Source organism: Shewanella fidelis ATCC BAA-318, assembly GCF_000518605.1.
GTDB lineage: Bacteria > Pseudomonadota > Gammaproteobacteria > Enterobacterales > Shewanellaceae > Shewanella > Shewanella fidelis.
Map to the genome: position 1 here is coordinate 79942 of NZ_JADX01000022.1, position 15798 is coordinate 95739.

The 15798-nt window shown below is 43.0% G+C and carries 12 protein-coding genes and 1 tRNA gene; 8 read left to right on the forward strand and 5 right to left on the reverse strand.

The window, feature by feature from the left end:
• Positions 1–25 precede the first annotated feature (25 nt).
• Together fre and ubiD are read right to left on the reverse strand one after the other, a co-directional pair.
• A complete protein-coding gene (gene fre / locus L884_RS0111905; protein WP_028767723.1) occupies positions 26–736 on the reverse strand; it encodes an NAD(P)H-flavin reductase in 711 nt (236 codons plus the stop codon).
• Between the two features lie 109 nt (positions 737–845).
• The gene (ubiD, locus tag L884_RS0111910; protein WP_028767724.1) at positions 846–2327 is read right to left on the reverse strand and encodes a 4-hydroxy-3-polyprenylbenzoate decarboxylase; all 1482 of its coding nucleotides are present in this window, start codon (positions 2325–2327) and stop codon (positions 846–848) included.
• Between the two features lie 128 nt (positions 2328–2455).
• On the opposite strand from ubiD, the gene L884_RS0111915 reads away from it, so the two are divergent.
• Positions 2456–3088, forward strand: coding sequence for a hypothetical protein (locus L884_RS0111915; RefSeq protein ID WP_245603116.1), 633 nt, complete (start codon positions 2456–2458; stop codon positions 3086–3088).
• 67 nt (positions 3089–3155) lie between these two features.
• On the forward strand, positions 3156–3746 hold the full coding sequence (locus L884_RS0111920) for a TM1812 family CRISPR-associated protein (RefSeq protein WP_028767726.1): 591 nt from the start codon (positions 3156–3158) through the stop codon (positions 3744–3746).
• An 82-nt stretch (positions 3747–3828) separates the two neighbouring features.
• On the opposite strand, the gene L884_RS0111925 is transcribed toward L884_RS0111920, so the two are convergent.
• Complete coding sequence (locus L884_RS0111925) at positions 3829–4347, reverse strand: GNAT family N-acetyltransferase (protein WP_028767727.1); 519 nt, start codon at positions 4345–4347, stop codon at positions 3829–3831.
• A 35-nt stretch (positions 4348–4382) separates the two neighbouring features.
• Positions 4383–4874: a TlpA family protein disulfide reductase gene (locus L884_RS0111930; RefSeq protein WP_028767728.1), complete on the reverse strand. Its 492-nt coding sequence runs from the start codon at positions 4872–4874 to the stop codon at positions 4383–4385.
• A 442-nt stretch (positions 4875–5316) separates the two neighbouring features.
• On the opposite strand from L884_RS0111930, the gene L884_RS0111935 reads away from it, so the two are divergent.
• The 6 genes from L884_RS0111935 (at position 5317) to L884_RS0111960 (ending at position 14531) form a co-directional block, all read left to right on the forward strand.
• Positions 5317–6516, forward strand: coding sequence for an aromatic amino acid transport family protein (locus tag L884_RS0111935; RefSeq protein WP_028767729.1), 1200 nt, complete (start codon positions 5317–5319; stop codon positions 6514–6516).
• Positions 6517–6683: 167 nt separating this feature from the next.
• A tRNA-Ser gene (locus L884_RS0111940) sits at positions 6684–6774 on the forward strand.
• Positions 6775–7274: 500 nt separating this feature from the next.
• Complete coding sequence (locus L884_RS22020; RefSeq protein ID WP_051435619.1) at positions 7275–9062, forward strand: LVIVD repeat-containing protein; 1788 nt, start codon at positions 7275–7277, stop codon at positions 9060–9062.
• A 198-nt stretch (positions 9063–9260) separates the two neighbouring features.
• Entirely contained in the window at positions 9261–10499 is a 1239-nt protein-coding gene (kynU, locus tag L884_RS0111950; protein WP_156925686.1) for a kynureninase, read from the forward strand.
• Positions 10500–10548: 49 nt separating this feature from the next.
• A complete protein-coding gene (locus L884_RS0111955) occupies positions 10549–11967 on the forward strand; it encodes a sodium-dependent transporter (protein ID WP_028767731.1) in 1419 nt (472 codons plus the stop codon).
• 230 nt (positions 11968–12197) lie between these two features.
• Positions 12198–14531 carry a TonB-dependent receptor gene (locus tag L884_RS0111960; protein WP_028767732.1) on the forward strand — a complete coding sequence of 778 codons (2334 nt, stop codon included), beginning with the start codon at positions 12198–12200 and terminating at the stop codon, positions 14529–14531.
• Between the two features lie 247 nt (positions 14532–14778).
• Here the strand turns inward: L884_RS0111960 and L884_RS0111965 are convergent, their stop codons facing one another.
• Positions 14779–15723, reverse strand: a complete 945-nt coding sequence (locus L884_RS0111965) for a LysR substrate-binding domain-containing protein (RefSeq protein WP_028767733.1) — start codon at positions 15721–15723, stop codon at positions 14779–14781.
• Positions 15724–15798 lie beyond the last annotated feature (75 nt).

Consider the following 15798-nt stretch of genomic DNA (forward strand, 5'->3'; position numbering starts at 1 on the left):
CTTTGTTAAATCGTACTGATTAGTTTTACTTAATAAACGCAAACGCATCACCGTAGAGGTGATCTTCTTCAACGCCCATAGTGCGGAATAGCTCACGCGCGGCACCAACCATATCAAAACGACCAGCAATATAGATGTCATAACCTTTTAAACTGTCGAAATCGTTTTTAATCTGCTCTAGTAGGTTAGCTTCTTTGCCTTTCCAGTCAGCGCTGGCTTCTTCAATGACTGGAATAAAGTTTAACCATGGGTGTGCATCATGCCATTCACGGGCAATAGTTTCGTAATACATGGCATCTTGGTTGCGGCAACCCCAGTACAAAGTCGTTTCAATTTTTTGGCCAAGGGCAATTTTTTGCTCAACAATACTCTTGATATAAGAAAATCCTGTACCGCCAGCAATCAGTAGGCGAGGGCGCTGGCTATCTGCGCGTAAGTGAGCATCGCCACCTGGTACTTCAATTTCAATGCTGTTGCCTGTGGCTAGGCATTCCTTTAGACGTTCAACCACTTGCATTGGGTAGCTTTCGCTAACAGCTGCGCCGATATGTAGCTCAATATGTTCAGCATCTGGGGCTGAGGCGATAGAGAATGGGCGTTTATCTTTTTCACCCATGACTACGCAAAGGTATTGTCCCGCTTTAAACTCAAACGGCTTACTTGGTTTTAAGATAACCTGAAATACCGCGTTATTAAATGGCGCTACTTTTTCTATTGTACAGCTTATGGTGTTCATCTTTGTTCCTTGATGAGCCCCTCTTTGGGGGCTTATTCAGTCTAAATTTATCCACCTGCTAACAGGCAGTAGGCAATATAATGATTAACTAATGCAAAGCGCATTATCGTTATAGGGTTGGTGCATCGTCAATGCCTAGATCATCCCAGATAGCATCGACTTTTTGTTTAACCGCTTCATCCATTACAATTGGAGTTCCCCATTCACGGTCAGTTTCACCTTCCCATTTATTGGTTGCATCCATACCCATTTTTGAGCCAAGACCTGCTACTGGTGAAGCAAAGTCGAGGTAGTCAATTGGGGTGTTGTCGATCATTACGGTATCGCGCTTAGGATCCATTCGGGTAGTAATTGCCCAAATCACATCGTTCCAATCACGGCAGTTAACATCTTCATCCACGATCACAATAAACTTGGTATACATAAACTGACGTAGGAACGACCATGCGCCCATCATCACCCGTTTAGCATGACCCGGGTATTGTTTACGAATAGAAATCACTGCCATACGATACGAGCAACCCTCAGGCGGCAAGTAGAAGTCGATGATTTCAGGGTATTGCTTGCGCAAAATGGGCACAAACACTTCGTTTAATGCTACACCCAACATAGCTGGCTCATCAGGTGGACGGCCGGTATAGGTGCTGTGGTAAATGGCATCTTTTCGATGAGTTATGTGGGTTACAGTAAACACTGGGAACGAGTCTGTTTCGTTGTAATAGCCAGTATGATCGCCGTAAGGGCCTTCTTCAGCCATCTCTTCTGGGTCGATATAACCTTCTAAGATGATTTCGCTGGTGGCTGGCACTTCTAAATCACAGCTGAGTGCTTTACATACTTCAGTACGTTCACCACGCAGTAGTCCGGCAAAGGCGTACTCGCTCATGGCGTCAGGCACTGGAGTTACCGCGCCTAAAATGGTGACAGGATCTGAACCTAAAGCAACAACCACTGGGTAGCGTTCTCCAGGGTGCTTCTCTTTGAAGTCTTTAAAGTCTAGCGCGCCGCCGCGATGGTCAAGCCAGCGCATAATGAGTTTGTTTTTACCGAGTAGCTGCTGACGGTAGATCCCTAAGTTTTGGCGCTTTTGCCTTGGCCCTTTAGTGATAGTTAAGCCCCAAGTGACAAGGGGGGCTACATCGCCAGGCCAACAATGCTGGATGGGTAGCTGAGTTAAATCAACATCGTCACCTGTCTTAACGACTTCTTGACAAGCAGGGTTACGCACGGTTTTTGGCGGCATGTTTAATGCTTGCTTAAACATGGGGATCTTTGAAATAGCGTCTTTAAATCCACGTGGTGGCTCTGGCTCTTTTAAAAATGCCAGTAGCTCACCTACATCGCGCAATGCGAGAGGATCCTCTTTACCTAAGGCCATTGCTACACGTTTTGGCGTACCAAATAAGTTAGCAAGCACAGGCATATCCTTGCCGACCGGATTTTCGAATAACAGAGCAGGGCCTTTAGCGCGTAAAACGCGATCGGCTATCTCTGTCATTTCCAAATGAGGATCAACTGGATGACTAATACGCTTAAGCTCACCATTGGTTTCTAGGTGGTCTATAAAGCTGCGCAAATCCTTAAAACTCATAGGGGAATTCTCATCGCTATAAACTGTGATATGGCGCGCACTATAGCATTATTCGAACGTGCGTTAAACGCTTGTTCATCAAAGCGTGGCCTCAAAATATTTCAGCGATTACTGATGCAATAACCATAATGCATAAAGGCGTAGCGACTGACATTGGTTTACTGCTTATTTGCGCGTACACTGAATTAACAGATTCTACATTTGTTGGCGATAAGCCACATTGGAGGATAGAGATGCAAACGTCAAAGTTAAGCGCCTCTGTGGCAGCTTTATCAGGCTTGTTATGGCTGATGCCTGTAGCGGCAGAAACTAGCGCGTCAGCTATGCTAACGCCGTCGCTAGTATTGAACAATGTCAGTGTCGGGGTCGGTTGGAGTAACTCTGATTATCGTGATCCTTGGCGCTGGAATGTCGGGGTGTCAAATGGTTGGTATGGTTATCCTTACAACAGCCGTTATTATCGCCCCGGTTGGCGGCCAGGGTACAACTGGGGAATTGGCTCTCGTTGGCGTTACCCTTATGGCTACGATAACCGTTATTACACACCTTATCGTTATTCGCGCCCTGCATATAAAGCGCCCGAGCCGAAAGTTATCCGCCCGCCAGAACGAGTCACAACAAGTGTTAGTTATGCATCTGGCTTAAGCCGGTTGCCAGAAAATGCGCGAGTGATCCAGCGCGATGGTCGCACTATTTATGAGTGGCAGGGCGTTGAGTATGTGTTCGATTGGCAAACAAACACCTATCAGAAGATAAATTAAGTGGTTTTATTTAGCGCTAGAATCTTGTTAACCTGATGAGCTAAGCCGTAGCTTAAAAGGGAGCACCATGGACTGGATGCAATTTACAATCGCGTTAATTGATAAACTGATTTGGCCGCTGGTAGTCGTGTTTGCGGTGGTCAGCTTAAAACGGCCGTTGGCTAAGCTTATTCCGCTGGCTAAAAAGTTAAAGTTTAAAGATTTAGAATTGGAGTTTGGCCAAGGGTTAAAGGCGGTGACCGCTCAAGCTGAAGGTGTGTTTCCTGAACTAAAAACCGATAAGAAAGCTTTGCTCATTGCCTCTGCAAATAACTTACCCAATTCAGCAGTTTTGGAAACTTGGGAGCAAGTAGACTTAGCTGCTGAGCGACTCATAAAACTGCATTGTGACAATATCACCTTAGATAAAAACACCCGTTATAAGCACATTGAGAATATTTTAATAAGTGAAGCACTGATAAACACTAAGCAAGGTAAGTTGTTTAGTGAACTGCGCCAATTGCGAAACCGAGTTGCTCATGCGGTAAATTATGAGGTGGGTAAGGCCGAGGCGATTCAATATATTGAACTGTGCTTTAAGCTTATTGATCACTTAAACAGTTTAACACCCTCTGAGACTGGCAGTTGTCATGTACAGGTGAAAGGCATCGCGAGTTAGTATGAAATGACAACAAAGTCCGCTGACTCAAAAAGGGCTCGTTGGACTTTATTGTCACTATATTGATGAGTATTGATCGTTGTTAGCTTTTTAAATACATATCGTAACGCTGGATCATAAAGCCAAAGCTTTGAAATTTTTTGTTGAAATTCATACCTAGCTTTTTCAGTACGTTGATTGAAGCATGATTACGGTCTACGACATCGCCAACGATATAGTCGAGATCCATATGAGCTTTAGCATAATCAATACAGGCCTGATTGGCCTCGGTGGCAAATCCTTGTCCCCAATATTCAGGTGCAAAGCGATAACCTATATCGGTCTCATTAATGCGATAATCGTTTTTAAAACCGCAAAAGCCGATGACTTTACCAGTTTGCTTTAATACTACAGCCCAGCGTGCATAACCAAATTGTAGGTACTCAGTTAGCCAAATATCGCGAATGATGCGTTCGGCATCAGCCAGAGATTTAATCACGCCTGCGTCACCAGTATAGAGATTGACTCTTTCGTCAGCATTAAAATCATATACAGCTTGTACGTCATCGAGGTTAAACTCTCTGATAATCAGTCTTGGTGTTTCGGTGATGATTTTGCTCATAATCTTCCTTGTCTCTCCTTTGGCACCAATCGCTATTACCAAACGACTTCGTCTATTGTGTTTTCTTTCTCACCAATAATAGTTTTAACCACTTTATTATCAGGATCTAATAAGATCAATCTTGGAATACCGCTATTAGCAAACATTGAATAGATGCTGCGATCTTCATCTGCAACCAGTGGAAAATTCAGTTCGTACTTAGTAGCAAAAGCAGTTAACGCATCGGCGTTCTCTTCTCGGCCTATGCCTATAATGTCAATATTAGGGCTTAAGTGCAGGTCAGAATTTGCTAGTTGCTGCATGGTGCGTTGAGAGTCGTGGCACCAGGTCGCAAATAGGATCAGCAGTTTATTGTTGCTTGATTGGGTCAAATCAATGTTGTTACCTTGGGTATCAACAAATCGACTGATTGGCACCTCATCACCTATCTGTACATAGGTAAGATACTCGGGAGGCTTGTTGTGATTAGCACATCCAGCCATAGCCAGTATAAATAGGCTTAACGCGGCAGTTTTTAGGGCTTTCATTCTAGTCCTTTTATTATGTTGATTGGCTAAACCGTTAAGTTTTCAGGCGAAATAATATGTATTCTAAATGGCTAAACTAGCAAAGTGATGAGCAGATGCCTAATATCAGTATGTAACGAAGTTTTAATCCAAGGTGTTTTGAGTCTATTTATTAACAATTAATCTAATATGTTTGTTGACAGTAGTACGCGGACAACCTATCGTGGGAGTTCATCTAACTAACTGTTATATAAGTACTTGATTAACAGAACTAACTAAGGAAAGTCACGTGTTATTAACACCTGTTCAGGCTTACTACTATCTATAGCCACAATGGCGTAGATAGAGGCTTTTCATTCTTCCTCATGTTTTAATCACTCCATTGTGGCAATTCCATTTTTCGGAAGTAGGCCACTATCAATGCCGGTTCCGAAGCCTTATCAATTAATTTGGAACACCATAAATGAATAAAAGTAAAATTTTCGGCAGCATGCTTATTATCGCAGGTACCACCATTGGTGCTGGCATGTTGGCATTACCCCTTGCAGCATCTGGTTTAGGCTTTGGCATGGCTAGTTTAGTGATGTTGTTAATCTGGTCACTAATGACTTACACAGCACTATTGATGATAGAAGTGCACCAACATGCACCTGTTGATGCGACTCTGCACACTTTGGCTAATAAGCTGTTAGGTCGTAAGGGGCAGGTTGTTGCCAGCTTTTCGATGATGTTTTTATTTTATGCATTGTGCTCAGCATACATAGCCGGAGGGGGCGAACAGATCCATAGCAAGTTAACCAATTGGTTTGACTGGCAACTTCCGATACAAGCTGGAGCAATAATCTTCACCTTGTTAATTGGTACTGTGGTCGCAATTGGTACTCGTTCGGTAGATATGATTAACCGTAGCTTGTTTACGTTAAAGTTAATTGCGCTGGTGGTCATGCTGTTTTTATTACTGCCGCATGTGTCGGTGGAAAACTTAGTTGCCTTGCCTGTACACCAAGGTTTAGTCCTCGCGTCTTTACCTGTTATTTTTACCTCTTTCGGCTTCCATGGCTCGATTCCGTCGATTGTGCGTTACTTAGGAAAAGATACTAAAGCGCTACGCTGGATTATCGTTGTTGGTTCGTCTTTACCCTTGATGGTATATGTTCTGTGGATGTTGGCGAGTCAAGGTGTATTGGCGCAACCTGACTTAATGGCAAGCCAAAGCCTTAATGGTTTTATTGGTTCATTAAGCCGTTTATTGCATAACCCGATGATTGCCAGTGCGGTGTCTGTGTTTGCTGATTTGGCATTAGCGACATCATTTTTAGGAGTGAGTTTAGGTTTATACGACTTTATTGCGGATTTGCTAAAGCGTAGCTCATCACCAAGTCATCGAGTGCAAGTTGGCCTAGTAACCTTTTTACCACCATTAGGTTTTGCTCTGTTTTACCCACAAGGTTTTATTACAGCGCTAGGTTACGCAGCATTTGCTTTGGTTATTTTGGCCATTTTCCTACCTGTAGCTATGGTATATGCGCAGCGCAAGCAGCAGATTGAAGGTTATCAAGTTAAAGGTGGGATCTTAGGCTTAGCCGCTGCAACTTTGGCTGGTGTATTGATTATTAGCGTGCAGTTGCTGCAAATGTTTAATCTGTTGCCAACGGTAGGTTAAGTGTCAATGTGCTCGAGTTTACGGATATAGAGCTATTGTAAACGGACACTTTTTGGCTAAACAGTAAGCTAAATTACATTATTTTCAGATATTGGCTTGTTTTTTAGGCTTTTGAAACAAAATACACTTTACATTGCCGCGGGTAGCCCCTATTATCTGCGGCGTTCGGAGAGATGGCAGAGTGGTCGAATGCACCGGTCTTGAAAACCGGCATGGGTTTGTAGCCCATCTAGGGTTCAAATCCCTATCTCTCCGCCATATTCAAGATGAAGGGCTAGTCGAAAGACTAGCCCTTTTTCGTTGTAGCGGTAGTAAATTTTAACCCTAGGGTTGTTATTGTTTAGAATCTGCTATCTCTGTGTCATATTTAAAAAAGCCCGCTATTTTATAGCGGGCTTTTTGCTATCTGGAATTTTTTAAGAACCATATGGTTCCGGTTTTTCATAGAGAGTTAAAGCCAGCTATCTCTGTGCCATATTTTGATGAGGCTCCAGCAGAAATGCTGGGGCCTTTTTGAATTTAGGAAGCTCACTTCGACCCCTAGGTTTGTTATGGCGAGAGGTTTGGGCTGTTGGCCGACTTTATCGTCGACGAATAAGTCTAATGAACCTGTACTGTTGTATATGTTCGTTATATCTAAACTGTTATGACAGACTGAACAATTGCTATTGTATGGTTATTAATCGCGGGTTTACACTGACTTTGATATTTACCATGCGTTATTCAACGGAGCGTTGCATTCAAGAAGGAGCTTCATCATGCTTGTAACTAATAAAATAACCACGAAGAGCTGGCTATGTTCATTGTTGTCGGTAACTTCTCTTGCGTGTCTTTTTACACTTCCGGTAAATGCGGCAACTGAACAGGCTGATAACATTAAAGACAAATGGCTAAAGCGAGTCGTTGAGATTACCGGAAACCATCAAGCCTTGAAGCCCGAAAAAGGCAGTTATGGGATGAAACAAGACGGTAGTTTTATTCATCCTAGTGCAACCTATCACACATATGAAAATAACCCCTTCGATGGAATGTTAAGCTATTGGGATAAAGAGCAGTATATTAAAAATATGACGGTTGAAGCTTATTACCCTATTACCGTAGAACCATTTCATACATGGCAAAATATTGTCGATTTCGATGGGCGTCGTTATCTTTATCAGTATGTGCGCCGAGAACTTAAAATCTTTGATATTACCGATGTGAAAAAGTTAAAGCTTATCCATACTCGTGGTAAACAGTGGGGGCCTAATGGTCCAGAAGGGGAGGAAGTTAACCCCTATTCTGAAGATGATATGTTCGGGGCGGCATCAATACAATGGAGCGAAGCCAGACAGCAATATGTAATGGTGCAGGCCTTTGAAATCCGCAGGTTTGGTTTACTAAAAAACAAGTTTACCCAGCCTGATAAAGTTAACGAGATCCGCAATGCTAATCACCTCAAGGGCTTTAAAGTATATGAAATGCGGGGGCCATTACCTAAAGATTGGGTGCTGCTAGCAGAGCGTACCACTGATATTAATAATCCAGATGCTCCAGTGGGTAAACAGCAGGGGTCGGGAGTTCGAGATATTCCAGCATGGTTTGGTGGTGATACGATGTTTGTCGCTGCGGCTCCTGATGCCAGCTATGGCTTAACAGAATACGGTAATGATCTATATTCCGCGGGATACCAATCATGGGATATGTCCAACCCTGCAGATCCCAAGTTTTTACAACAATTATCAGTTCCGGGACAAATTGTGTTTGATAAAAAGCATGAGTCTGCATACCTAGCTAATAAACGAGCAGGCAATCGAACCTCTTGGATGGGCGCTCGGATGTCTTTGTTTATTCCAACTCCCGTTGAGGAAGGGGGAAAGTATGGTTACGCCGCAATGGGTGGGTTAGGCTTTTATGTGGTAGATATTTCTAACCCCGCTGAAATGAAGGTTATTAGTCACCTTAATTTTGAACCAAGCGTAGCTGGTACCGAAGGTGACTTTATCGATGTTTCGCAAGTTGAGCAAACAGGTATTGTCTATTTTAGCGGCTATCCATTGAATGAAGATTGCTTTGAGCCTTATAAAGACGTGCATATGATAGATGTTAGTAATCCTGAGCAACCGATTAAGGTAGGAGTGCTGCCTCGTCCCAAGCCGCCTATTGATGCTAAGTTTACTGATTTTTGTCAGCGAAAAGGCAGTTTTGGGCCAAAAAGGACTGGTTACTATACTCAACCTGGGCAATCTAAGCCGGGGATATTACCCTTTAATTTTTACAATGCAGGCCTACAGGTGTTTGATGTTTCGGATACGAGTAAGCCAAAAATTACAGCATACTTTGTACCTCCATTTGCCCAAGATAAGGTACCAGAATTTGCCATGGGCAACTTATCTCACGCTGTATACGTAGAATATGATCGTAATATTTTCTGGTTATTTACCAATCATGGGATCTATGCACTGTCGAGTCCCGTTTTAGGTGTTCCACACTTAACTGCGCCGTTGCAGCCGTGGCCGAAAAAACCAGCGGTATCGATAACCGATAAAGTAGTATTTGCGCACTGATTTTACCATAGTATCGAATGTTATTAATTACGGTCCTTGTGGCCGTTTTTTTCTTTTGTCATGCAGAGTACTATATGGGTTTTGTTATATCTGTTGACAGGAATGTTATTTTAAAGTTAAAGATTGACTAGTTAGTATCCAATAATAATCATAAAAATAAAGACGTTATTTAACGCTTTATATTGGAGAGCAGTCAATATGAATATCCTTACTAGACAAGATTGTGAACGCCTTGATATCGATGATCCCCTCGCATTATTCCGCGATGAATTTCAACTCCCAACTAATAATATCTACCTTTGCGGGAATTCTCTTGGTGCTATGCCTAAAGCTGCATTATCTGTAGCATCAAAAGTAATTACTGAGCAGTGGGGGACTGATTTAGTCAAAAGCTGGAACCAGCATAGCTGGTTTAGCATGGCAGGTGATTTGGGGAACTTATTAGCGAAGACTATCGGTGCAGCCCCTGGTGAGGTTGTCATGACCGACTCTACCAGCATTAATCTTTTCAAAGTTGTTTCTGCGGCGCTAACTTTGCAGCCTCAGCGTCATAAAATTTTGATGGAAGGCAGTAATTTCCCGACAGATAACTACACAGTGCAGGGATTATTAAAGTTGCTGGGCGAGCGTTATGAAATTGTGTTTGCTGAGGGCAATGAAATTATCAGTGCGATAGATGAATCAATTGCGGTGGTGTGTTTAACCCAAGTGCATTATAAATCAGGGTGTGTACTTGATATGAAAGCCATCACTCAGCGCACGCAAGCAGCAGGGGCTATATCTGTTTGGGATCTTTGTCATAGCGCTGGAGCTATGGATGTCGACCTTAACGGTTGCAATGTCGATTTTGCTATAGGCTGCACTTATAAATACTACAATGGTGGCCCAGGGAGTCCAGCTTTCATCTATGCTGCCAGTCGTCATCACGGTAAAGGCTTGCAGCCATTAACTGGTTGGTGGGGTCATCAAGCTCCGTTTAATTTTGAACGGGATTATCGACCTGCAGATGGCATTACACAGATGCTAACAGGTACCCAACCCATAATAACGATGGCGGTTTCAAAGATCGGTATCGAAATCTCTTCACGAGCTAATATCCAGCAAGTCAGACAAAAATCATTAGCGTTAGGAGATATCTTTCTGCAGTTGTTAGAAACACACTGTGCGGAGTATGGCTTTGAGGTGATATCACCAACAGATAACACTCGAGGCAGTCAAGTGGCTCTGCGCCATGAACAAGGTTACGCGATCATGCAGGCGCTTATCGATCAAGGAGTGATCGGTGATTTCCGCGCTCCTGATACTCTCCGCTTTGGACTCACACCTTTATACATCCGTTACGTTGATATTTGGGATGCCGTTATGGCGATTAAATCCATTATGAGTGAGCAGCTTTGGCAGCTTGATAAATATCATCATCGCCAAGCTGTCACTTGATTTAAGCCCTCAGGTACTGATGTTAATTTAATATTTAAAGGGATTTAGTATGTCATATACAAGCATATCAAATTCAAGCCAACCTGCTTCGGCAAGCTTGAATAGCGGCCATGAACAGTGGTCATCTAAGGCGGGATTTATTATGGCTGCGGTGGGCTCTGCTGTCGGTCTCGCCAATATATGGCGTTTCCCCTATGCTGCGGGTGAAAATGGCGGGGGCGCATTTGTATTTGTTTATATCCTCGCAATTTTGGTCGTTGTACTGCCAATCCTAATGGCAGAGTTGTTAGTTGGCAGGCGCGGCCAATTAAGTCCGCCTAATGCGATTGTTCGGGTAGCCAAAGAAGCCAAAGTTTCTGAGCATTGGCGTTGGATGGGGTTCTTTGGAGTGATAGCCGCGATCGTTATTTTTGGTTTCTACTCCGTGGTTGGTGGATGGACACTAGCCTATGTATTTGAGTCGGGCTCTGGACGGTTAACTGGGTTGGAGCAAGCTGCAATTGAACAAACCTTTGATGGGATTAATGCCAGTGCTTCACAGCTATTCGTTTGGGCAACTAGCTTTTTGGTCATTACGGTAATGGTGTCAGCTAAGGGCGTTCAATCGGGGATTGAACGTGCGGTAAAATTGCTTATGCCTGTGTTGTTTATATTGCTGATAGTGATGGTGATTTATGCAGGGGTTACTGGTGACTTTCTAAAGAGCTTCAAGTTTCTGTTTGTACCTGATTTCTCGAAGATTACAACTGAGGTGATTATTGAGGCGATAGGTCAAGCCTTCTTTTCGATTGGTGTGGGGATCACTAACTTGATGGCTTATGGGGCTTACCTTAATCGGAAAACCTCAATTCCTAAAGCCTCTATGGTGATCATTAGTGCTGATACCTTGATAGCTTTATTAGCCGGAATGGCTATTTTTCCGATTGTTTTCGCTATCGGACTTCCACCTACAGGCGGCCCAGGCTTAGTGTTTATGACCTTACCTTATGCATTTGGACAAATGCCGGGAGGCGTCGTTATTGGACCTGTATTTTTCTTATTACTTTTTTTTGCAGCATTAACCTCGGCAATTTCTATGATGGAGTGTGCTGTGGCGTGGTTACGTGAGAAAGCGCAAATGCGCCGTGGGACTGCTGCAATCGCCGTGGGCATGGTCAGTTGGCTGTTGGGATTGTTGTCAGTCCTGTCCTTCAATATATTGTCTGATGTTTACCCATTAGGCTTCATTGAAATCTTCCAACAGAAAACATTTTTCGACTTATTTGACTACTTCATAACCGCAATGATGATGCCATTATGCAGCATCTTTGTAGCAATATTTGTCGGCTGGATTTTACCAAAATCGATCACTGCCGATGAGTTAGATGCTGTGAAATCACCATTGACTTATCGAGTGTGGAGGCTGCTGGTACGCTACATTGCACCGCTAGGGTTAGGAGTTGTGTTTATCTCAATGCTCAGCGTGTAACGGCATAACTAGCAGGCCCTTACTAATAAACCATGACATTGTTATTTAATGTCATGGTTTTTTATTGTCCCTATTCTTATTGATATAACGTTTAAAATATAGCAGTTGGCAAAAGATATATTTCTAACCTTGCTCTGACTCCCTTAGGTTGAATTAAACGGTGAGTAAATTTTATGCAGCTTCTCATCTGAAAAAATTATAACAATGGCCAAGTTTGAGGGAGCAAACACATGAATCATTCGGCAAACATTCAACAAGCTAGAATTAGTAGACATTTTCAACAGAGAATTTCACCGATCTCATTTGCGATATTATTAGCGCTAGGGGCTAATCAGCAGGTGTTCGCACAGGACTCAGAGACACAAGATGACGAAGTCAGCACTAAAGGGATTGAAGTTATCGAAGTCAAAGCAAGGCACAGAGTTGAAAGTCTGCAATCGACTCCAATAGCGATTACGGCCTTTGGTGCTGAACAAATGAAGGAGTCTAAGATTGAGGGGCTAAACGATATCGCTGAACGAACACCGGGTTTTCAAATGAATGCTTATAGTGCTGGTGAGCCAGAACTATTTATGCGTGGTATTGGTAGTGATATCGAGAGTGCTGGAGCCGCAGCGGCTATTGGCATGTATGTCGATGGAGTTTATGTCTCACGTGGTACCGCAGCTGCGATGGATTTGTTTGATTTGCAAAGCGTTGAGGTATTACGTGGTCCACAGGGAACATTATACGGCAAGAATGTGGTGGGCGGAGCGATTAACTTTATTACCCGCCGGCCTGATTTTGGCGATGCCACAGGCAGCGCCGAGTTGACCTTGGGCAATTACGGACTTTGGGAAACCAAAGGGTATGTTACCGGCGGTTTTTCTGACTCAGTAGCAGGTAAAATAGCTGTCAGTGCCGTTTCTCGAGATGGTTATGGTGAAAACATTTATACTGGAAATGATGCCGATGATCTAAGTCGTTATTCAGCGCGAGGGCAGATATTGTGGGAGGCCAGTGCAGATCTAGAGTTACTATTTACGGCGGGAGCTTCAACGTCGGATGGGACACCAAGGGTAAAGCACATTGGCTATAGTGAAGGTCGAAATGCTGCATTTATTAGTGATGATCCTCGTCGAGATGACAATAGTGTTGACGGGTTTGAGAATGCCGATAGCTATAATTTTAGTGTGCAACTGGATTGGTTTACCGATTTTGGAGCGTTAACGTCGATTACGGCAATGCGTAGCAATGATTATGATTTCTTTGAAAATGCTGCCGCTGGTTTAGTCGATAGTTCTCAGGTGTTTGATCCTTGGGGAGACCCTGCTGATAACACGGTCGGTTCTCATGAGGAGCTTGCGTTGATGCAGCCTGATGACGAATGGTTGTCACGTAAAAAAGAGTCGTCAAAGCAATACTCGCAAGAGGTTCGCCTTTCTGGTGATGACGGTAACTTTACTTGGTTAGGCGGTGTGTTTTGGATGCGTGAAGATATCTCGCGCTATGAAGATGTGGACTATTGGTTCCATACTCAATGGGGAACTACGACTGGAAATGTGGCTAATACCACTGAAAATGTTTCCGATAGTTATGCTGTTTTTGGACAAATTGCTTACGATTTCACTGATGATTTAACCATAACCGCGGGTCTGCGCTGGAGCCAAGATGATAAAACATTTGGTGGGGCTGCTTGGGGACGACGTTTTGATAATGGCGATAATTTACACGAAGACCTTAATGGTAATCGAGTTGAGCGCTATGATTTTGAAACTGAAGATTCATGGTCAGAATGGACGCCAAGCTTCAATGTAGAGTATCAGCTCACTGCGGATGTGTTCTTATACTATTCGCTTGCTAAAGGTTATAAGGCTGGTGGATTTAACGGCGAGGGAATGGAAAAGGCGATTGAAGCGATAACACCGTTTAAACCTGAAATAGCATGGAACAATGAAGTTGGTTTTAAAACTCAAGGCTTCGATAACACTGTTCGCCTAAACGGTGCTGTTTTCCATACTGAATACACTGATATTCAAAATCAAGTATGGGTAGAAACAGGAGAACATACCCCGCCGAATCTGCAGGTTATGAATGGCAGCGGCCGTGCTCAAGGTCTAGAGTTGGAAGCAACAGTGCTTGCGACGGATAATTTGTCATTTAATCTAGGTTATGGGTATTTAGACGCTAAATTTACCGAAGATCTAATTGTTGATGATAGCAATCTTAATGGTAATAAAATGCGTCGAACTCCAGAGCATATGTTTAATATTTACACAACTTATGCATGGGAGTGGTCAAGCATGGGCGATGCTAGTGTGAACTTGAATTATCAGTACCAAACTGATTACTTCTTTGACAACTCAAATAACCCTTTGACCAAGGTTGACGCCGAATATTCTGTAGATTTAGTGATCATGTTACGTGATTTTAATGATGTGTGGAGCGTGCAACTGTGGGGTAAAAACTTAACCGATGAGCTTAATATAGGTTCTACTACGCTTTACTCTGCTTGGGATGATACGGTATATAATGCGTACAAAGCCCCAAGGACTTATGGTGTAAGTGTGTCCTATAACTTTTAACTATCCGGTCCTATACCAATCACACCTTTAGTATGATTGGCATTAATAACAAGGTGCATTTTGCGCCTTTTTTATTGGCTGGGATTTACGCTTATTGTGCAGGCATAACTGAATGGGTTTAGAAGATAGAGTTACTCTGGAGGTATTTTATAGCATGATTTAACCGAGAATATCGAAGAACTCCAATAGCCCTAAACGACAGGTCCCTCAGCTTTCACTGAGCGATTAAATCTTGATATATTTGTTATCAATCACCAATGGCTTCAGCTTCGATTCGTAGCGCGTTGAGTAAGCTGTGACACACTGGAGGTAACTCGCGGTTGGCCTTAATCGTGATACCAATTGCCCCAGGATCACAGTGTAAATCAATAGGTAATCGCTTTAAGATACCGACAGTTTCATAATTCTTAATCACTTCGTTGGGTAAAATTGAAATCATATCGGTTTCTTGTAGCAGGGTACGATTGGCTAGTATAGAAATCGATTCTGTAGCATTGGCTGGTACGATTAAGTTTTCGCGATGAAATAAATCCTCAATTTCTCGACGTAATAAGGTTTCTTTAGGCGGTAAAATCCACTCATATTGCAATAAATCTGTTAATGATAAGGCGCTCTGGAGCTGGGCGGGATGATCGGCTCGGGCAACCAATGAAAATGGGTCGTGATATAGCATTTCATTCTGTAGTTGTTCTTCATCATTGATTTCAGAAATACGACCAACAACTAAATCGATATCGTTGATTTTCAAAGCAGACATTAATTTGTCGGCGGTTCCTTCAACGATCACAACAGACACATTGGGACACTCGCGTTTTAATCTGGCAATCGCTTTGGGCAATAATATGGCGCTAGCGGCGAGTAAAGTACCGATAGTGACACGGCCTGATAAACCACCTTGAAGTGATGACAGTTCTTCGCTGGCATGCTTAACTTGCGATAGAATTAATTTGGCATGTTTGATCAGTACATCTCCAAATAACGTCGGGGTCACACCACGAGAGGAACGATCAAATAGCTTTATTTCTAATATATCTTCGATATCTCTGATGATCTTAGTGGCTGCAGGCTGCGCCATATTGAGTATTTGCGCCGCGCGAAAAATATTCCGTTCTTCCCCCACAGTTACTAATAACCTTAAGTATTTGAACTTTAGCCGTGAAAGCAGGTGCTGTTCTAAGTTATTAGGTCCCATCAAAATATACCGTTGATTAACGTTAATGTTACGTTATATTAAATTTGCTATAGTGTGAAGGTTAACTGTTATTTT

Coding starts and splice junctions, on each gene's coding strand:
- fre (WP_028767723.1), bottom strand. CDS start 736: ATGAACACCATAAGCTGTACAATAGAAAAAGTAGCGCCATTTAATAAC.
- ubiD (WP_028767724.1), bottom strand. CDS start 2,327: ATGAGTTTTAAGGATTTGCGCAGCTTTATAGACCACCTAGAAACCAAT.
- L884_RS0111915 (WP_245603116.1), top strand. CDS start 2,456: ATGCATAAAGGCGTAGCGACTGACATTGGTTTACTGCTTATTTGCGCG.
- L884_RS0111920 (WP_028767726.1), top strand. CDS start 3,156: ATGGACTGGATGCAATTTACAATCGCGTTAATTGATAAACTGATTTGG.
- L884_RS0111925 (WP_028767727.1), bottom strand. CDS start 4,347: ATGAGCAAAATCATCACCGAAACACCAAGACTGATTATCAGAGAGTTT.
- L884_RS0111930 (WP_028767728.1), bottom strand. CDS start 4,874: ATGAAAGCCCTAAAAACTGCCGCGTTAAGCCTATTTATACTGGCTATG.
- L884_RS0111935 (WP_028767729.1), top strand. CDS start 5,317: ATGAATAAAAGTAAAATTTTCGGCAGCATGCTTATTATCGCAGGTACC.
- L884_RS22020 (WP_051435619.1), top strand. CDS start 7,275: ATGCTTGTAACTAATAAAATAACCACGAAGAGCTGGCTATGTTCATTG.
- kynU (WP_156925686.1), top strand. CDS start 9,261: ATGAATATCCTTACTAGACAAGATTGTGAACGCCTTGATATCGATGAT.
- L884_RS0111955 (WP_028767731.1), top strand. CDS start 10,549: ATGTCATATACAAGCATATCAAATTCAAGCCAACCTGCTTCGGCAAGC.
- L884_RS0111960 (WP_028767732.1), top strand. CDS start 12,198: ATGAATCATTCGGCAAACATTCAACAAGCTAGAATTAGTAGACATTTT.
- L884_RS0111965 (WP_028767733.1), bottom strand. CDS start 15,723: ATGGGACCTAATAACTTAGAACAGCACCTGCTTTCACGGCTAAAGTTC.